The 17,655-nt window shown below is 70.6% G+C and carries 17 protein-coding genes; 8 read left to right on the forward strand and 9 right to left on the reverse strand.

Annotated elements, in window-relative coordinates; all coding sequences use genetic code 11:
* Window positions 1-2: 2 nt before the first annotated feature.
* Window positions 3-431 (reverse strand): metal-sensitive transcriptional regulator, encoded by a 429-nt coding sequence (locus tag ACGF4C_RS36405; protein ID WP_393572467.1) that lies wholly within the window; start codon window positions 429-431, stop codon window positions 3-5.
* 194 nt (window positions 432-625) lie between these two features.
* On the opposite strand from ACGF4C_RS36405, the gene ACGF4C_RS36410 reads away from it, so the two are divergent.
* Both ACGF4C_RS36410 and ACGF4C_RS36415 read left to right on the forward strand, forming a co-directional pair.
* The gene (locus tag ACGF4C_RS36410; protein WP_030415904.1) at window positions 626-1,246 is read left to right on the forward strand and encodes a DUF47 domain-containing protein; all 621 of its coding nucleotides are present in this window, start codon (window positions 626-628) and stop codon (window positions 1,244-1,246) included.
* Between the two features lie 9 nt (window positions 1,247-1,255).
* Complete coding sequence (locus ACGF4C_RS36415) at window positions 1,256-2,254, forward strand: inorganic phosphate transporter (protein WP_030809300.1); 999 nt, start codon at window positions 1,256-1,258, stop codon at window positions 2,252-2,254.
* Between the two features lie 136 nt (window positions 2,255-2,390).
* Here the strand turns inward: ACGF4C_RS36415 and pstB are convergent, their stop codons facing one another.
* From pstB to pstS, 4 genes are all read right to left on the reverse strand, one after another.
* Window positions 2,391-3,167: a phosphate ABC transporter ATP-binding protein PstB gene (gene pstB / locus ACGF4C_RS36420; RefSeq protein WP_362143134.1), complete on the reverse strand. Its 777-nt coding sequence runs from the start codon at window positions 3,165-3,167 to the stop codon at window positions 2,391-2,393.
* 52 nt (window positions 3,168-3,219) lie between these two features.
* The gene (pstA, locus tag ACGF4C_RS36425) at window positions 3,220-4,302 is read right to left on the reverse strand and encodes a phosphate ABC transporter permease PstA (RefSeq protein ID WP_393572470.1); all 1,083 of its coding nucleotides are present in this window, start codon (window positions 4,300-4,302) and stop codon (window positions 3,220-3,222) included.
* Window positions 4,299-5,291, reverse strand: coding sequence for a phosphate ABC transporter permease subunit PstC (gene pstC, locus ACGF4C_RS36430; RefSeq protein ID WP_393572472.1), 993 nt, complete (start codon window positions 5,289-5,291; stop codon window positions 4,299-4,301). Before pstC ends, pstA begins: the two co-directional genes overlap by 4 nt.
* 135 nt (window positions 5,292-5,426) lie before the next feature.
* Window positions 5,427-6,551, reverse strand: coding sequence for a phosphate ABC transporter substrate-binding protein PstS (pstS, locus tag ACGF4C_RS36435; RefSeq protein ID WP_393572474.1), 1,125 nt, complete (start codon window positions 6,549-6,551; stop codon window positions 5,427-5,429).
* A gap of 345 nt (window positions 6,552-6,896) precedes the next feature.
* Here pstS and ACGF4C_RS36440 point away from each other — a divergent pair, with 345 nt between their 5' ends.
* The gene (locus tag ACGF4C_RS36440) at window positions 6,897-8,111 is read left to right on the forward strand and encodes an NlpC/P60 family protein (protein WP_393572476.1); all 1,215 of its coding nucleotides are present in this window, start codon (window positions 6,897-6,899) and stop codon (window positions 8,109-8,111) included.
* Between the two features lie 293 nt (window positions 8,112-8,404).
* Window positions 8,405-9,769 (forward strand): PP2C family protein-serine/threonine phosphatase, encoded by a 1,365-nt coding sequence (locus tag ACGF4C_RS36445; RefSeq protein ID WP_393572478.1) that lies wholly within the window; start codon window positions 8,405-8,407, stop codon window positions 9,767-9,769.
* A gap of 104 nt (window positions 9,770-9,873) precedes the next feature.
* On the opposite strand, the gene ACGF4C_RS36450 is transcribed toward ACGF4C_RS36445, so the two are convergent.
* From ACGF4C_RS36450 to ACGF4C_RS36460, 3 genes are all read right to left on the reverse strand, one after another.
* On the reverse strand, window positions 9,874-10,221 hold the full coding sequence (locus tag ACGF4C_RS36450) for a DUF2516 family protein (RefSeq protein ID WP_030415896.1): 348 nt from the start codon (window positions 10,219-10,221) through the stop codon (window positions 9,874-9,876).
* A gap of 191 nt (window positions 10,222-10,412) precedes the next feature.
* Entirely contained in the window at window positions 10,413-11,054 is a 642-nt protein-coding gene (locus ACGF4C_RS36455) for a hypothetical protein (RefSeq protein WP_393572480.1), read from the reverse strand.
* A 31-nt stretch (window positions 11,055-11,085) separates the two neighbouring features.
* Window positions 11,086-11,529, reverse strand: coding sequence for a helix-turn-helix domain-containing protein (locus tag ACGF4C_RS36460; protein ID WP_030415894.1), 444 nt, complete (start codon window positions 11,527-11,529; stop codon window positions 11,086-11,088).
* Between the two features lie 160 nt (window positions 11,530-11,689).
* Between ACGF4C_RS36460 and ACGF4C_RS36465 the strand changes: the two genes are divergently transcribed.
* On the forward strand, window positions 11,690-14,077 hold the full coding sequence (locus tag ACGF4C_RS36465; protein ID WP_393572482.1) for an ATP-binding cassette domain-containing protein: 2,388 nt from the start codon (window positions 11,690-11,692) through the stop codon (window positions 14,075-14,077).
* Between the two features lie 321 nt (window positions 14,078-14,398).
* Window positions 14,399-15,511: a methyltransferase gene (locus ACGF4C_RS36470; RefSeq protein WP_393572484.1), complete on the forward strand. Its 1,113-nt coding sequence runs from the start codon at window positions 14,399-14,401 to the stop codon at window positions 15,509-15,511.
* Here the strand turns inward: ACGF4C_RS36470 and ACGF4C_RS36475 are convergent.
* Window positions 15,508-16,389 carry an NAD(P)H-binding protein gene (locus tag ACGF4C_RS36475; protein WP_393572486.1) on the reverse strand — a complete coding sequence of 294 codons (882 nt, stop codon included), beginning with the start codon at window positions 16,387-16,389 and terminating at the stop codon, window positions 15,508-15,510. The genes ACGF4C_RS36470 and ACGF4C_RS36475 overlap by 4 nt on opposite strands.
* Before the next feature lie 70 nt (window positions 16,390-16,459).
* Between ACGF4C_RS36475 and ACGF4C_RS36480 the strand changes: the two genes are divergently transcribed.
* Both ACGF4C_RS36480 and ACGF4C_RS36485 read left to right on the forward strand, forming a co-directional pair.
* Window positions 16,460-16,915: a winged helix-turn-helix transcriptional regulator gene (locus ACGF4C_RS36480; RefSeq protein ID WP_393572488.1), complete on the forward strand. Its 456-nt coding sequence runs from the start codon at window positions 16,460-16,462 to the stop codon at window positions 16,913-16,915.
* A gap of 103 nt (window positions 16,916-17,018) precedes the next feature.
* Complete coding sequence (locus tag ACGF4C_RS36485; RefSeq protein ID WP_393572490.1) at window positions 17,019-17,564, forward strand: hypothetical protein; 546 nt, start codon at window positions 17,019-17,021, stop codon at window positions 17,562-17,564.
* The last annotated feature ends 91 nt before the right edge of the window (window positions 17,565-17,655 follow it).

Consider the following 17,655-nt stretch of genomic DNA (forward strand, 5'->3'; position numbering starts at 1 on the left):
CGTCAGCTCCGCAGCATCCGCTCGATGGCCTTGGTGGCCTCCTGGACCTTGGCGTCGATGGCCTCGGGCCCCTTGACCGCCCCCGGAGCGGAGCTCTCGATGACCGCAGCGGCGACGCAGTGCCGCAGGTGCTCCTCCAGGAGCTGGAGCCCGAAGGACTGCAGGCCCTTCGTGCTCGCCGAGACCTGGGTGAGTATGTCGATGCAGTAGACGTCCTCCTCCAGCATCCGCTGGAGTCCGCGGATCTGGCCCTCGATGCGGCGCAGTCGCTTGAGGTGTGCGTCCTTCTGCTGTGCGTAGCCGTGGACGCCGTGCGCCGGGGCGGTCTCTGCGGTATCCGTCACGGTCCGGGGGTCGGATTCCGGCTGCGCGGGGTGGCCGGCCGCGGCGGCTGCGGTGCGGCCGGTGGTGTCGGCGTCCGTGGTCGTCATGGCCGTCTCCCGTGGTATTTAGGCGATCTATATACCCCTGGTGGGTATATGGTACCGAACTTTGCGGGCACTCGTGGTACCCCGTGCAGAGCATGCTGCCCGATGGGCGACACTGAAGGAATGCCGGTTAGCAGTGGCTGGATGATGCGCCTAGCATCAACTCGACCGAATCCGATGCACCCCGAGGATTTCACGTGCGTTTTCGTCTGACCCCCAGGGAGACGAGCTTCTACGACATGTTCGCCGCCTCCGCGGACAACATCGTCACGGGCTCGAAGCTCCTGATGGAACTGCTCGGGGCGGACGCCTCCGCGCGGACCGAGATCTCCGAGCGGATGCGAGCGGCGGAGCACGCGGGGGATGACGCGACCCACGCGATCTTCCACCAGCTGAACTCCTCGTTCATCACGCCGTTCGACCGCGAGGACATCTACAACCTCGCCTCGTCGCTCGACGACATCATGGACTTCATGGAGGAGGCCGTCGACCTGGTCGTCCTCTACAAGGTCGAGGAGCTGCCCAAGGGCATCGAGCAGCAGATCGAGGTGCTGGCGCGGGCGGCGGAGCTGACCGCCGAGGCGATGCCGAACCTGCGGACGATGTCCAACCTCACCGAGTACTGGATCGAGGTCAACCGCCTCGAGAACCAGGCCGACCAGATCCACCGCAAGCTGCTCGCGCACCTCTTCAACGGCAAGTACGACGCCATCGAGGTCCTCAAGCTCAAGCAGATCGTGGACATCCTGGAAGAGGCGGCGGACGCGTTCGAGCACGTCGCCAACACCGTCGAGACCATCGCGGTCAAGGAGTCCTGAGCCCCGGCCATGGACACCTTCGCGCTCATCGTGACCATTGCGGTCGCGCTCGGTTTCACCTATACCAACGGCTTCCACGATTCGGCGAACGCGATCGCGACCTCGGTCTCGACCCGGGCGCTGACCCCGCGGGCCGCCCTGGCGATGGCCGCGGTGATGAACCTCGCCGGTGCCTTCCTGGGCAGCGGCGTCGCCAAGACGGTCAGCGAAGGGCTGATCGCCACCCCGCACGGTGACCAGGGCATGGGCATCCTGTTCGCCGCGCTGCTCGGCGCGATCGCCTGGAACCTCGTCACCTGGTACTTCGGCCTGCCCTCGTCGTCCTCGCACGCGCTGTTCGGCGGCATGGTCGGCGCCGCGCTGGCCGGCGGCACCACGGTGATCTGGTCCGGGGTGATCGAGAAGGTCGTCCTGCCGATGTTCATCTCGCCGGTGATCGGCCTGGTGCTCGGCTACCTGGTGATGGTCGTCATCCTGTGGCTGTTCCGGCGGTCCAACCCGCACAAGGCCAAGCGGGGCTTCCGCATAGCGCAGACCGTCTCGGCCGCCGGCATGGCGCTCGGGCACGGCCTGCAGGACGCGCAGAAGACCATGGGCGTGGTCGTCATGGCCCTGGTCATCGCCGACGTCGAGGACAAGAACGCGGCCATCCCGATCTGGGTCAAGCTGGCCTGTGCGATCACCCTGTCGCTCGGCACGTACGCGGGCGGCTGGCGCATCATGCGCACCCTGGGCCGCCGCATCATCGAGCTGGACCCGCCGCAGGGCTTCGCCGCGGAGACCACCGCCGCGTCGGTCATGTACACCGCGTCGTTCATGTTCCACGCGCCGATCTCCACGACCCACGTCATCACGGCCGGGATCATGGGCGTCGGCTCGACCAAGGGCTCGCGCGCGGTCCGCTGGGGCGTGGCCAAGAACATCGTGATGGGCTGGTTCATCACGATGCCCGCGGCGGCGCTGGTCGCGGCGCTCGCGTACTGGCTGATCCAGCTGGTCTTCGGCTGACGCGCCGGCCGGAGCACACACCGGCCGCCACACAGCAGTGGGCCCGCCCCCCGGGAAGGAGGGGCGGGCCCTTCGCCTTGCGGTGGCACCGCCATGCAGCACCGCAGGACGCTTGGGGGCGGCCGGCCGGACGGGCCTAGCCGAAGCGGCCGGAGATGTAGTCCTCCGTGGCCTGCACCGACGGGTTGGAGAAGATCCGCTCGGTCTCGTCGATCTCGATCAGCTTGCCGGGCTGGCCGACCGCCGCGAGGTTGAAGAACGCCGTACGGTCCGAGACCCGCGCCGCCTGCTGCATGTTGTGCGTCACGATGACGATCGTGAAGCGCTCCTTCAGCTCACCGATCAGGTCCTCGATGGCGAGGGTGGAGATCGGGTCGAGGGCGGAGCAGGGCTCGTCCATCAGCAGCACCTGCGGTTCGACGGCTATCGCGCGGGCGATGCACAGCCGCTGCTGCTGGCCGCCGGAGAGGCCCGAGCCGGGCTTGTTCAGCCGGTCCTTGACCTCGTTCCAGAGGTTGGCGCCCTTGAGGGACTTCTCGACGATGTCCTTGAGCTCGCTCTTCTTGTACGAGCCGTTCAGCCGGAGCCCGGCCGCGACGTTGTCGAAGATCGACATCGTGGGGAACGGGTTGGGGCGCTGGAAGACCATGCCGACGGTGCGGCGGACCGCCACCGGGTCCACACCGCTTCCGTAGAGGTTCTCGTCGTCCAGCATCACCTTGCCCTCGACGCGGCCGCCGGGGGTGACCTCGTGCATGCGGTTCAGGGTGCGCAGGAACGTCGACTTGCCGCAGCCGGACGGGCCGATGAAGGCGGTCACGGTGCGCGGCTCGATCGTCATCGAGATGTCGTCGATGGCCTTGTGGCCGCCGTAGTACGCGGAGAGGCCGCTGACGTCGATTCGCTTGGCCATGGAAATCACTGCTTCTTTCGCGGGGGTACGTCTGGTCGCTGTCTTGGCCGCGTCAGCGACCGGCGTGCTTGGGGGCCTTCCAGCGGGCGATGCCGCGGGCCACCAGGTTGAGGATCATGACGAAGGCGATGAGGACCAGGGCCGCGGCCCAGGCGCGGTCGTAGGAGGCCTCGGAACCCTGCTGCCACTGCTGGAACACGTACAGCGGGAGCGACTGCTGGGCGTCTTCGAAGGGGTTGTTGTTGATCGTCTTCGCGCCCCACACCAGGAGCAGGACCGGGGCGGTCTCACCGGTGATGCGGGCGATGGCGAGCATCACGCCGGTGGTGATGCCGCCGATCGACGTCGGCAGGACGACCTTGAGGATGGTGCGCCACTTCGGAACACCCAGGGCCAGCGACGCCTCGCGCAGCTCGTTGGGGACGAGCTTGAGCATCTCCTCGGTGGAGCGGACCACGACCGGCATCATCAGGATGGCCAGGGCCATCGACCCGGCGAAACCGGACGGGCCGAAGCCGAGGATCAGGATCCACACGGACAGGATGAACAGGCCGGCGACGATCGACGGGATGCCGGTCATCACGTCGACGAAGAAGGTGACGGCCCGGGCGAGCCGGCCGCGGCCGTACTCGACGAGGTAGATCGCGGTGAGCAGACCGACCGGCGCGGCGATCAGGGTGGCCAGGCCGACCTGCTCCAGGGTGCCGATGATCGCGTGGTAGATGCCGCCGCCGGGCATGGCGTCCGGCAGGGTGCCCATCGAGTGCGACAGGAAGTAGCCGTCCAGGACCTTGCTGCCGCGGGCCACGGTCTCCCACAGCAGGGAGGCCAGCGGGACGACGGCGAGCAGGAAGGCGACCCAGACCAGGCTGGTGGCCAGCCGGTCCTTGGCCTGCCGGGTGCCCTCGACGGCCGCGGACAGCACGAAGCTGCCGGCGATGAACAGCAGGGCGGCGATCAGGCCCCACTGGATGGTGCTGTCCAGCCCGGCGGCCAGCCCGATGCCGCAGCCCGCGCCGACCGCGACCAGCGCGAGCACCGGCGGGGTCCAGCGGGGCAGCCGGGCCTGCTTGAGGGAGACCGGGAGCGGGGCGCCGTTCCCGGTGGCCGTACGGCGGGTGGTCACGGTGCTCACGCGGCGGCTCCCGAGTACTCCTTGCGGCGGGCGATGATCAGGCGGGCCGCGCCGTTGACCAGCAGCGTGATCACGAAGAGGACGAGACCGGAGGCGATCAGGGCGTCCTGGCCGAACTGGTCGGCCTCGCTGAACTTGCTGGCGATGTTCTGCGCGAACGTGCCGCCGCCCGGGTCGAGCAGGCTGGCGCTGATCAGGAAGCTGGGCGAGAGGACCGTGGCGACGGCCATGGTCTCGCCGAGCGCACGGCCGAGGCCGAGCATGGAGGCGCTGATGACGCCGGAGCGGCCGAAGGGGAGCACGGACATCCGGATGACTTCCCAGCGGGTGGCGCCGAGGGCCAGCGCGGCCTCCTCGTGCATCCGCGGGACCTGGAGGAACACCTCGCGGCTGACGCTGGTGACGATCGGCAGGATCATGATCGCCAGCAGGATGCCGACGGTGAACAGCGAGCGGGCGGCGCCCTGGGAGTAGCTGAAGATCCCGGTCCAGCCGAGGTAGTCGTCCAGCCAGCTGTAGAGGCCGGACAGGTGCGGGACGAGGAACAGCGCGCCCCACAGGCCGTAGACGATGCTGGGCACCGCGGCGAGCAGGTCGATGACGTAGCCGAGCGGCGAGGCCAGCTTGCGCGGGGCGTAGTGCGAGATGAACAGCGCGATGCCGACGGCGACCGGGACCGCGATCAGCATGGCGATCACCGAGCTGACGACCGTGCCGAAGGCGAGCACCGCGATGCCGAACTTGGGCTCGGTGCCGGTGGCGTTCCAGTCGAAGGTGGTGAGGAAGTCGGCCTTGTCGCCGGAGATGGCGAGCACGGACCGGTAGGTGAGGAAGACCGCGATGGCGGCCATGATCACCAACAGGGCGATGCCGGAGCCCCGGGAGAGCCCGAGGAAGATCCGGTCGCCGGGGCGGACCGCCTTGCCCGAGACGGGGGAGGGCGCGTCCTGGGGTGGTGGCGGGTTGTCGGCTATGGAAGAAGCAGTCATGGATTCTCCGGTCTGCGGAGTCCGCGGGGGACTCCAGGTGCGGCGGTGCACCGGACGGGCGGCGGCCCGGAAGGGGCCCTCGTCAAAGGGCCCCTCGGGTCGTGTGGCGACGGTCGGGCCGCCACCCGGGGTTGGTCAGGAGAGGGTCTTGACGGTCGAGCGGACCTTGTCGGCGATCTCGGTGGGCAGCGGGGCGTAGCCGAGGGCCTTCAGGGCGTTCTGGCCGTCCTTGCTGGAGACGTAGGTCAGGAAGGACTTGGTGGCCGGCAGGGTCTCGGCCTTGTTGCCCTTGTCGCAGGCGATCTCGTACGTCACCAGGGTGATCGGGTAGGCGCCCTCGGCCTTGGTGGTGTAGTTGAGCTGCAGGGCCAGGTCGTTGCCCTTGCCGACCTGCTTGGCCTCGGAGATGGCCTTGGAGGCGTTGTCGACGGTGGCCTCGACCGGGGCCTTCGCGCCGGTGTTCAGCTTGACCGTGGGGATCTTGCCGGAGGTCGCGTAGGACAGCTCGAAGTAGGAGATCGCGCCGCTGGTCTGCTTGACCTGCGAGGAGACGCCGGCCGAGCCGGACGCCGCCTGGCCGCCGGTGCCCTCCCACTTCTTCGCCGGCTCGTGCTTCCAGTCGCCGGGCGCGGCGCCCTTGAGGTACTTGGTGAAGTTGTCGGTGGTGCCCGAGTCGTCGGAGCGGTGGAAGGCCTGGATCTTCAGGTCCGGCAGCTTGGCGCCCGGGTTCAGCTTCTTGATCGCGGCGTCGTTCCACTTGGTGATCTTCGAGTCGAAGATCTTCGCCAGGGTCGGGGCGTCCAGGACCAGGTTGTCCACGCCGGGGACGTTGTAGCCGACCGCGATCGGGCCGCCGACCATGGGCAGGTCGACGGCCTGGCCGCCCTTGCAGACCTGCTTGGACTTGGTGACCTCTTCGGGCTTGAGGGCCGAGTCGGAGCCCGCGAAGGCGGTCTGGCCCTGCAGGAAGGTGGTCACGCCGGCGCCGGAGCCGGTCGGCTGGTAGTTGATCTCGGTGTCCTTGCAGGCGCCCGAGTAGTTCTGCACCCAGACGTCCATGGCGTTCTTCTGCGCGGAGGAGCCGGACGCGAGCAGCTTGCCCTTGCCCTCGCACTTGATGTTCGCGGACTTGGCGGAACCGCCGCCACCGCTGCCGCCGGTGGTGTCGTCGGAACCGCACGCCGTCAGGGCCAGGGCACCGGAGACGGCGAGAGCGCCAACGGCGAGGGCGCGAACCCGGTTCTTGCGCTGAAGCTTCACTGTCGGGAATTCCTTCCTGGGGCGCGCCGCATCGTCGGCGTGCGAGGTGGTGAGCTGTGTGGTGACCGCCGTGGGGGTGCGGCTGAGGCTTGTTCTGCGCCGTGTCGCGCTTGCCTTCCGGGCATGACGCGCACTCGGTACGGCCGAAATTAGGCAGATCAAGTGAAGCGGCCGATGGAGGAGAGTGAACGCACGGTGAACCTCGGCCATCGGCTGGGTGCGTGGAAAGAAGTGCTCGCCCACCCGTACTAAAGGGCCCGTCGCCCTGTTGAATTACCGGCCGGTATGGCAGCATCCGCGCCGGAGACTTGACGCGAATCGGTGCGGAACGACCGGAGGTGGCTGGTGGGGAGCCAGGGGGCACGGCAGGGCGTTCGGTATGTACGGGGTGAATCGCGCGAACAGGGCGTAACGGGTGAAGCGGGCGGGCCGGTCGTCACGGGCCGCCGGCTGGCGGTGTGCACCGCCGTCGTCCTGTGCGTCACCGGCCTGCTGGGCGCCACGGCGTCCACCGCGTACGCCGACGACCCGAAGGACCCGCCGGCGGGCTCCGGGCGGGCCTCAGGGGCCCCGGAGGACGCGGAGGCCGGCGCCCGCCACCTCGACGACGTGCGCAAGAAGATCGACGCCCTCTACCGCAAGGCCGAGCAGGCCACCGACGCCTACAACGCCGCCAAGGAGCAGGTCGAACGCCAGCAGAAGGAGATCGTCAAGCTGGCCCGCACCATCGACCGCACCCAGCACGACCTGGCCGCCCTCAAGCGGCAGGCGGGGGCCCTGGCCAGCGCGCAGTACCGCGGCGGCGGGCTGCCGGCCGAGGCGAAGCTGCTGCTCAACGCCGATCCGGAAGCGTTCCTCGACAACGCCACCCTGGCCCGCAAGGGCCAGCTGGCCGCCAAACGCGTGATCACTCAACTCGGCCGTCTCCAGGGCGATTTGCAGGACTATTCCCATGCCGCGACCGACCGCTGGGAACGGCTGGAGGCGAACCGCAAGAAGAAGGAAAGCGCCCGCAAGGACATCGAGAAAAAGATCGACGCGGCAAAGGAGCTGGAATCCCGGCTGGCCGCGAAGGAAAAGGCCCGGCTGCAGAAGCTGGAGGACGAAGCGGCCTTCCGGGAGCAGCAGAAGTGGCTCGACTCGGGCGTACTGGACGAGATCAGCAACAAAGCGTCGGCGGCCGGCCGCAAGGCGATTTCCTACGCCACCGCACAACTCGGCAAGGATTATGTGTGGGGCGCCGTGGGCCCGAACACCTTCGACTGCTCCGGGCTCACCCTGCGGTCCTGGCAGCACGCCGGGCGGACGATTCCGCGGACCTCGCAGGAGCAGTGGCGGCAGCTGCCGCACGTCGCCGTCCGGGACATGCGGCCGGGCGATCTGATCATTTATTTCTCCGATGCCAGCCATGTCGGGATGTATCTCGGTGACGGCGCGATCGTGCACGCCCCGCGCCCCGGCCGGCAGGTGACGATCACCGGGGCCGGCTCGATGCCGATCCTCGGGGTGGTCCGGCCGGACGGTGACCGCCATGACGCGGATCACGTCCGCGATAAATGACCGGATTGTTTCCTCTCCGAGAGTTGTCGGCTTGTCGCCGATTGCACTCAAGCGGGGTGATATTCGTCATTCCGCATTCCCCCCGGCCCAGGTCAAATGCCTTATCGGCCGCGGCATATGACGATGGCCGATTGCCGACGGCCATTCCATATGGCTCCGTTCTGGCGCTATGGTCGCCTGTCAGTGCCCGGCGCGTGCCCGTTCGATCGACCGACGAGCGGAGCTTCAGCCGGCACCGTGGTGCGCCGGTCGGCGCCCATGCGCCCCTCGGGGGGAGGGAAGGAAGCAGACCGATGCCCGTACCCGTACCGCACCAGCGGACGGTCGTGCTGCCGCACCAGGCAGGACCGGTGGACGACGCCTGCGCGCGGACCGCGCGGGTCGCCGGCGCGCCGGGCGCGGGGGACGCGACGGACCGGAGCCCGGACGCCCCGGAAATCGAACAGCGACTTTCGGCCGATCACGGCCCGCTCCACCAGGGCCTGACCCTGCTCCTCATCGGCGAGGACCCCAACAGCCACGTCCCCGAGATGTGGGACTGGGCCGGCCGCAAGGTACGGCTGCGCACCGCCCGCAACCTCACCGAGGCCGAGCGGCTGCTCACCGACGACGTGCACTGCATCCTGCTCGACCTGCCGCCGGCCGAACCCGCCGACCGCACCGCGGGCGAGCGCGGCACCGCCCCGGGTGATGCCCTGGGCATGCTGCACGACGTCCTGCGGATGGCCCCCTCGCACGCCGTCCTCGTCCTCACCTACGAGACGGACGCCGAGCGCGCCGCCGACGCCGTACGCGTCGGCGCCCAGGACTACCTCTTCCGCGACGAACTGGACGGTGCGGTCCTCAGCCGCGCCGTGCGCTACGCCGTCGAACGCAAACGCGCCGACCTCGCCCAGCGCCAGCTCACCGAGTCGCGGATGCTCGCCCAGGAGAACGCCCGGCTGGAGCGCGGCCTGCTGCCCACCCCGCTGCTGGACGGCTCCGACCTGCGGTTCGCCGCCTGCTACCGCCCCGGCCGCAGCCGTGCGCTGCTCGGCGGCGACTTCTACGACACCGTGCGCACCGCCGACGGCACCGTGCACGCCATGATCGGCGACGTCTGCGGCCACGGCCCGGACGAGGCCGCCCTCGGCGTCGAGCTGCGGATCGCCTGGCGTGCGCTGACCTTCGCCGGGCTGTGCGGCGACGAGCTGCTCGCCACCCTCCAGAAGGTGCTGGAACACGAGCGCGCAGACGACGAGATCTTCGCGACGCTGTGCACCGTCGACATCTCCGCGGACGGCCGCCGCGCCGGGCTGTGCCTGGCCGGCCACCCCGCACCGCTGCTGGCCCGGGCCGGCGAGCGCCCGCAGCTGCTGCCGTACGAATGCGGCGGCCCGGCGCTCGGTCTGCTGCCGGAGGCCCGCTGGCCGCGCCGCCAGGTCGAGCTGGGCGGCTCCTGGAGCCTGATGATGTACACCGACGGCCTGATCGAGGGCCGGATCGGCGAGGGCAACCAGCGGCTCGGCCAGGAGGGCATGGCGGAGCTCGTCGGCCGGCAGATGGAGTCCGGCCTCCAGGGCGACGCCCTGCTGGACGCGGCCGTCCGGGAGGTACGCGACCTCAACGGCGGCGAGCTGACGGACGACGTGGCCGTGCTGCTGCTGGACCGCCGCTGAGCAGCTGAATCAGGGGCGCGGCACCGAATCAGGGGTGCGGCACGCGGCCGGGGAATCAGGGGCGCGGCACGCGGCCGGGTGGCCGCGGTCGCCCGCGGGGGCGCTCAGCGCCCGCCGTTGAACGGCCCGTACGGCCCGTCCGAGCTGGAACCGCCGCGCCGCGGCCCGCGGCCGCCGCCGCCGGAGACCGCACGCAGCGCCGGCCGGACGTCGACGGTGTAGACGATCACCGCGATCACGCCGATGATCGGCAGGAACGACATCACCGGCAGGATGAACAACAGGGCCGTGGCGATCGCCAGGAAGATCAGCCACATGCCCTTGGTCTGCTTGCTCGCCGCGCGGTAGGCGTCCTCGCGGCGCACCGCGGCGTCGATCAGCATCACGGCGGCATAGATGCCCAGGGCGAGCTGCGCCCAGCTCAGAATCGACTGGAACCCGTAGATCAGCACGCCGTCCTCCGCCCGTTCGCCTGCCGTGTGGTCTGGTGCAGTGGTGGTCCTCGCTGCCCGGCCCTCGGGGCCGGGGGGCCGCTGGCTGCCGCCCGTGCCGCCCCACCGTACCCGCACAACGGGCCGGGCACGCCAGGTGTGCCCGGCCCGGCCGTGATCCGCGCCTCAGCGCGCGGTGCGCGGCCGTGCGCTCACTTCGCGGACGGCGGGGTGCTCTTCTTCACCGGAGCCGGCCCCGGCTTGCGCTGCGCGACCGGCTTCTTCGGCGCGGCCGGCTTGCTCTGGGCCGAGGTGGTCCTGGCCGTCGGGGTGGCCTTGCTCGCGCTCTTGGAGCCGTTGGCCGTGCCGGTCTTCGCGGTGCTGCTCTTGGCGGTGGACTTGGGGGCCGGCTCCGGCTCGATCGCCACCGCGACGTCCTCGGTGCGGTTGGCCACCTCGCCGCGCCAGGTCGCCACCGCGCCCCGGCCGCGCTCGGCCAGCTCCTCGTAGCCCTCCCGGGCCTTCACCGCGGTCTCGGCGACCCGGCCGACGCCCTGCAGCGCCAGCTCCTGCGCCTGGTCGCGGAACTTCTTGAAGTCGCCGTCGAGCGACTCCAGCAGTTCGGCCAGCTTCTCCTGCGCGTCCTTGGCCTGCTTGGTGACCAGCGCCTGGACCTCCTTGGGATCGGTGCTGCGGACGGAATCGAAGCGCTTGGGCGCCTCGGCCTTGAGGCGCTCCACCAGCTGCGGCACCTCGCCGAGCTTCTCGGCGGCCAGATCGATGGTGCCGGCCACGGCGTAGAGCGGGGTGGCGTCGGTCAGGACCTTGCGGAGCTCATCGGTGTTGATGGCCATGACGTGGTTCCTCCTGGAACGAATCGGTTGCTCAGGTGGCGTGCGGGCCGTCGTCGGCCTCGGTCTCATGGGCGTCCGCCTCGCGTCCGTCCGCATGGCCGCCCGCTGCCCGGTCCTCGCGGCTGACAAGTCCGTTCTCCTTGCGGAAGGACTCGTAGATCTGCAGCAGGACCTGCTTCTGTCTCTCGTTCAGCGCCGGGTCGGTGAGTATCGCGGTCTGCACCTCGACCCCGTCCAGACCGCGTCGCTCATCCAGAATTCCGGCCTGGACGTACAGCGTCTCCGCGGATATCCGCAGCGCCTTGGCCAGCTGCTGGAGGATCTCCGCACTGGGCTTGCGCAGGCCGCGCTCGATCTGGCTGAGGTACGGATTGGACACCCCGGCGGCATCCGCGAGCTGCCGCAGGCTCAGCTGCGCGGTGCGCCGCTGCTCCCGCAGGAACTCGCCGAGATTGCCGACGTTGAGTGATGCCATACGTCGATGGTGCCTCGCCTTGCTAACTATTGCAAGCAAGCGCTAGCAAAAGTGGTACGCGCGGGGGGGGCGGGCTCTTCGGTCAGGAAAGAAGAAGCACGGCCGGCCGCCCGCCCGTAGCGTGAGCTGCAGGTCGCAGTTCCGGCAGATGGAGACACCGATGAGCATGGCCCCGAGAGCGGACGCGCAGTCGCCGGCGCCGCACGTTGCCGACCGCCACGAGTGGATCCGCGTGCACGGCGCACGCGTGAACAACCTCAAGGACGTCAGCATCGAGATACCGAAGCGCCGGCTGACGGTGTTCACCGGCGTCTCCGGTTCGGGCAAGAGCTCGCTGGTGTTCGACACCATCGCCGCCGAGTCGCAGCGGCTGATCAACGAGACGTACAGCGCCTTCGTGCAGGGCTTCATGCCCAACCTGGCCCGGCCCGAGGTCGACGTCCTCGACGGGCTGACCACCGCGATCGCCGTCGACCAGCAGCGGATGGGCGGCGACCCCCGCTCCACCGTCGGCACCGCCACCGACGCCAACGCGATGCTGCGGATCCTCTTCAGCCGGCTCGGCCGGCCCTACGTCGGCCCGCCCGGGGCGTTCGCCTTCAACGTGCCCTCGGTCAGCGCGTCCGGTGCGATCAAGGTGGAGCGCGGCGCCAAGAAGGCGGAGAAGGTCACGTTCAACAGGGTCGGCGGTATGTGCCCGCGCTGCGAGGGCCGCGGATCGGTCTCCGACCTCGACCTCACCCAGCTCTACGACGACAGCAAGTCGATCAACGAGGGTGCGTTCACCGTCCCCGGCTACACCGGCGGCGGCTGGAACTCCCGGCTGTATGCGGAGTCCGGCTTCTTCGACCCGGACAAGCCGATCCGCACGTTCACCAAGAGGGAACTGCACGACCTGCTGCACCGCGAGCCGACCCGGATGAAGATCGCGGGCATCAACATGACCTACGAGGGGCTGATCCCGCGCCTCCAGAAGTCGATGCTGTCCAAGGACAAGGAGGCGATGCAGCCGCACATCCGGGCGTTCGTGGAGCGGGCGGTCACCTTCGCCACCTGCCCCGAGTGCGACGGCACCCGGCTCGCCGAGCACGCCAGGTCCGCGAAGATCGAGAAGCTCTCCATCGCGGACGCCTGCCGGATGGAGATCCGGGACCTGGCCGACTGGGTGCGCGGGATCGCGCAGCCGTCGGTGGCGCCGCTGCTCACCGCGCTGCAGCAGACCCTCGACTCGTTCGTCGAGATCGGCCTCGGCTACCTCTCGCTCGACCGCCCCGCGGGCACCCTCTCCGGCGGCGAGGCGCAGCGCGTCAAGATGATCCGCCACCTCGGGTCCTCGCTCACCGACGTCACGTACGTCTTCGACGAGCCGACCGCGGGTCTGCACCCGCACGACATCCAGCGGATGAACGGCCTGCTGCTGCGGCTGCGGGACAAGGGCAACACGGTGCTCGTCGTGGAGCACAAGCCGGAGGTGATCGCGATCGCCGACCACGTCGTGGACCTCGGTCCCGGCGCCGGCACGGCGGGCGGCACCGTCTGCTTCGAAGGCACCCTCGACGGGCTGCGCGGCAGCGACACCGTCACCGGACGCCACCTCGACGACCGCGCCGGGCTCAAGGACGCGGTGCGCAGGCCCACCGGCACCCTGGAGATCCGCGGCGCGACGGCGAACAACCTGCGGGACGTCGACGTGGACCTCCCGCTCGGTGTGCTCTGCGTGATCACCGGCGTCGCGGGCTCCGGCAAGAGCTCCCTGGTGCACGGCTCGATCCCGGCCGAGGAGGGGGTGGTGGCGGTGGACCAGACACCCATCCGCGGCTCCCGGCGCAGCAACCCGGCCACCTACACCGGACTGCTCGACCCGATCCGCAAGGCGTTCGCCAAGGCCAACGGCGTCAAGCCGGCGCTGTTCAGCGCCAATTCGGAGGGTGCCTGCCCGACGTGCAACGGCACCGGCGTCCTCTACACCGACCTGGCGATGATGGCCGGCGTCGCCACCCCCTGCGAGGACTGCGAGGGCAAGCGGTTCGACGCGGCGGTCCTCGACTACCACCTCGGCGGCCGCGACATCAGCGAGGTGCTCGCGATGCCGGTGACCGAGGCCGAGGAGTTCTTCGCCGACGGCGAGGCCCGCACGCCCGCCGCCCACCGGATCCTGCGCCGGCTGTCCGACGTCGGCCTCGGCTACCTCACCCTCGGCCAGCCGCTCACCACGCTCTCCGGCGGCGAACGGCAGCGGCTCAAACTGGCCACGCACATGGCCGAGAAGGGCGGCGTCTACGTCCTCGACGAGCCGACCGCCGGCCTCCATCTCGCCGACGTCGAGCAGCTCCTCGGCCTGCTGGACCGGCTCGTCGACTCCGGCAAGTCGGTCATCGTCATCGAGCATCACCAGGCGGTCATGGCGCACGCGGACTGGATCATCGACCTCGGCCCCGGCGCCGGCCACGACGGCGGTCGCGTCGTCTTCGAGGGCACCCCGGCCGAGCTGGTCGCGGCCTGCGCCACCCTCACCGGCGAACACCTCGCGGACTACGTGGGGAGCTGACGGCGGGTGGGGGCGGTGGTCGGGGTGGGTGGCCGGGGGCGTCGCCGTGGCGCGTCCGAAAAGGCACCGTGGCGCGTCGAAATGACGCCTTGGCGCGTCCGGAAAGCCATGGTGGCGCGCCCGGAAATCGGCCCGTGAGGGGGTGTGGAGGGGGCCGTGGTGGGTTCGTGGCCAGGGGCGGGAGGGGCGGGGCAGTGGGGTCCCTCTGTGGCCGTCCGCTGGTCGTACGCGGTGTCCCGAAGTCTCCAAAACCGCCCGTGACCTGGGCAAATTCTCGATACTGGAGGCCTGTCGACACATCGCGACCACAGGAGTGAACCCTTGGCCACCACCCCTGACACCACCCCTGACACGACCCCGGAGACCCGCCCCGGCGCCCCCGCCGCCGGCGTCCGTTTCTCGCCGCTGCAGGACCTGATGTACGGCCACATATACGCCGACGCCGTGCGCGCCGTCATCGTGCACGGCATCGCGGACCTCCTGGCCGACGGCCCGCGGACCGCCGAGGACCTGGCCGAGCGCTCGGGCACACAGGCCGTACCGCTGCGCCGGATCCTGCGGATGCTCGCCACCCGCGGGCTGTTCCACGAGGAGGACGGGGCGTTCGCCCTGACGGAGAGCGGGACGGGCCTGCGCGCCGATGTGCCCGGCTCCCAGCGCGCCACCGCCCTGCTGTTCACCGACGAGATGTTCCGCCGGTCCGCCGAGAACATCCCCGACACCCTGAGAACCGGCGAGCCCGGCTTCGAGACCGCCTACGGCGCCCCGTTCTTCGCGCACCTGTCCGCCACGCCCGACAAGAGCCGGCTCTTCGACGCCGCGATGACCTCGCGCACCGGCCAGGCGAACGAGGACATCGCCGGCGCCTACCCGTTCCCCGGCAGCGGCACGGTCGTGGACGTCGGCGGCGGCCGGGGCGGCCTGCTCCGGGAGGCCCTCACCCGCTCCCCGGGCCTGCAGGGCGTCCTCTTCGACCGCCCCGAGACCGTCGCCGACCACCTGCTCGACACCGACGAACTCAACGGCCGCTGGCGTACGGAAGGCGGTGACTTCTTCACCGCCGTACCGAAGGGCGGGGACCTCTACCTGCTCAAGAACATCCTGCACGACTGGCCCGACGAGGACTGCCTGCGCATCCTGCGCACCATCCGCCGGTCCGTGACGGCCGGTACGAGGCTGCTCGTCATCGACGCGGTCCTGCCCGCCGACGGCTCCCCGCACCCGGCCCTCGCCCTCGACATCGTCATGCTCATGGTCGTACGCGGCCGCGAACGCACTGCCGCCGAGTTCGAGGACCTCCTCACCCGCTCCGGCTTCCGCCTCCGCCGCATCCTGCCGACCCGCGCCATGTCCTCCGTCATCGAGGCCGAGGCCACCGGCGAGGCGGTACCCGACCAGGGGGCGGTGCGGGGCTGGAACGTGCTGCCCGGCTAGGACGCGGACAGCGCGGCGACCGCGGTCCGGTAGGCGTCCAGGGCGGGGCGGGGCTCGCGGCCCAGGAGCGTACGCAGTGCGTTCGCCTCGATGCCGGAGCCGTCCAGGAAGCCGCCGGCGATCGCCGAGTACGTGCCCACCAGCATCGGCACCTGGTACGGCAGGGCCCCGCCGGATGCGGCGATCGCCTCCCGGGCCGCGCCGAGCGAGCCTGGTTCGTACGAGCCGCCCACCGCGTCCGCCAACTCGGCGCCGCCCAGCGCCCGTTCGCCCACCAGCTCGTACACCCGCCCGGCGTGCCGCGCCGGCTCGGCCGCCACCCGTGCCGCCACCGCCGCGAGGTCGGCACGGGCCACCGCGGCCAGCCGGCCCGCGCCCAGCGGCGCCGCGATCGTGCCGTCGGGGCCCGGCGCGGCGATGGCGGCGAGGAACTCGGCGTAGAGCCCGTTGCGCAGCACCGTCCAGGCCAACGGGCTGCGCGCGAGGCGGCGTTCGGTCCAGCGGTGGGCCAGCGCGTACGCCAGGTGGTCGCCGTCACCGCTGAGGCTGGTGTAGACGAGGTGCCGGACGCCCGCCTTCTCGGCCGCCGTGATCGCGGCGTCGTGACGGGCGATCACGACGTCGTCCTCGCCGTATCCGGCGGAGATGAGCAACAGGGTGTCCACGCCGGTGAAGTCGAGGGAGGACGGGTCGTCGAAGTCGATGCGGCGCTGGGTGGGCCGGGTGGCCTGGGCGGCGTTGGTGCTGGTGGCGGCGGAACCGGGGGCCGTGGGGCCGGGGCCGGGGGTGCGGGTGCCGAGGACGACGTCGTCCCGGTCGGCAAGTTCCGCGGCGACGAGCCGGCCGAGGGCGCCGTTGGCGCCGGTGATCAGAATCATGGGATCCCCCTCCTGAGCTGTGTGATCCCATCATCGAGAGGGCAACTCGAGCGCGTAAGGAGGCACTTTGATGTCAGTAGGGCACACGGGGGTAACCACCTCGGCGGAATCGGGGTCGGCCGGGCCCGTGATCGTGTGTGAGACACCCCAGGACGAGTGCGGTGTCCGGGACGTACTGGACCGGCTCGGGGACAAGTGGTCCGTCTACGTGGTGGTGGAACTCACCCCCGGCACCAAGCGGTTCAAGGAGCTGCAGCGCGCCATCCCCGGCAACATCTCGCAGCGCATGCTGACCCTCACCGTCCGGCGCCTGGAGCGGGACGGGCTGGTCAAGCGGACCGTGTACCCCACCGTCCCGCCCCAGGTCGAGTACGAGCTGACGGAGCTGGGGCGCAGCCTCACCCACCTCGTGAAGGCCCTCGCGGACTGGTCGATCGCCCACCGCCCGGCCATCGCCGCCTCCCAGGCGGCCTGGGACGCCGCACATGCCGCGCACGCCACACAGGCGGCGCACGCGGATCGCTGACAGCAGGGAGAGCGTGTCGTCGTGGCGCTGGTCGGCGCCGCGGTGGCGCCACTGTTGTGCCATAGAGGTTGCGATGGCGCCATAGTGGTGCCATGATGGCGTCATGGATCTCACGCCGTACGTGGACAATCTCCGGCACGAGCTCGCGGTCGCCGCGGACGCCGGAGGCGACGAAGCCCGGGCCCTGGCCGAGCGGCTCACCGCCCCGTTGGAGTCGGCCGCCCGGCTCACCCTGCTCAACGCGCTGTCCGCGGCGATGGGTGAGGTCACCCGCGAGCTGGCGCCGGCTTCGGTCGACGTACGGCTGCGCGGGCTCGACCCCGAGTTCGTCGTGACCCCGCCGCCGGGGCAGGAATCGTACGCGGACGCCGAGGAGCAGGGAGGCGGGCCGGGCGGGGCCCCGGGGGCGCCGGCCCAGGTGCCGACGGCCCTCGCGGAGGCGGAGGAGGGTGGCACGGCCCGGATCAACTTCCGGCTGCCCGCCCACCTCAAGACCCGGATCGAGGACGCCGCCGGCCAGGAGGGGCTCTCGGTCAACGCCTGGCTGGTGCGGGCCGCGGCCACGGCGCTGGAGCCGGGCGACCGCGGCCGCCCCGCCGCCCGTCGCCGTCATTCGGGTTCCCAGGGCTACACCGGCTGGGTCCGCTAGATGAATGAGTCCTATGTTCATGCTGGCCGCGACCATGGCGAAGGGCGCCCGTTGGCTCGTGTGTGACGACAAACCTGGACGCCCTTCTGGC

Source organism: Streptomyces sp. NPDC048197 (assembly GCF_043202395.1).
GTDB lineage: Bacteria > Actinomycetota > Actinomycetes > Streptomycetales > Streptomycetaceae > Streptomyces > Streptomyces siderophoricus.

Coding starts and splice junctions, on each gene's coding strand:
- ACGF4C_RS36415 (WP_030809300.1), top strand. CDS start 1,256: ATGGACACCTTCGCGCTCATCGTGACCATTGCGGTCGCGCTCGGTTTC.
- ACGF4C_RS36455 (WP_393572480.1), bottom strand. CDS start 11,054: ATGGCCATCAACACCGATGAGCTCCGCAAGGTCCTGACCGACGCCACC.
- ACGF4C_RS36475 (WP_393572486.1), bottom strand. CDS start 16,389: ATGATTCTGATCACCGGCGCCAACGGCGCCCTCGGCCGGCTCGTCGCC.
- ACGF4C_RS36485 (WP_393572490.1), top strand. CDS start 17,019: ATGGATCTCACGCCGTACGTGGACAATCTCCGGCACGAGCTCGCGGTC.
- pstB (WP_362143134.1), bottom strand. CDS start 3,167: ATGGCCAAGCGAATCGACGTCAGCGGCCTCTCCGCGTACTACGGCGGC.
- ACGF4C_RS36465 (WP_393572482.1), top strand. CDS start 11,690: ATGAGCATGGCCCCGAGAGCGGACGCGCAGTCGCCGGCGCCGCACGTT.
- ACGF4C_RS36405 (WP_393572467.1), bottom strand. CDS start 431: ATGACGACCACGGACGCCGACACCACCGGCCGCACCGCAGCCGCCGCG.
- ACGF4C_RS36445 (WP_393572478.1), top strand. CDS start 8,405: ATGCCCGTACCCGTACCGCACCAGCGGACGGTCGTGCTGCCGCACCAG.
- pstC (WP_393572472.1), bottom strand. CDS start 5,291: ATGACTGCTTCTTCCATAGCCGACAACCCGCCACCACCCCAGGACGCG.
- ACGF4C_RS36460 (WP_030415894.1), bottom strand. CDS start 11,529: ATGGCATCACTCAACGTCGGCAATCTCGGCGAGTTCCTGCGGGAGCAG.
- ACGF4C_RS36480 (WP_393572488.1), top strand. CDS start 16,460: ATGTCAGTAGGGCACACGGGGGTAACCACCTCGGCGGAATCGGGGTCG.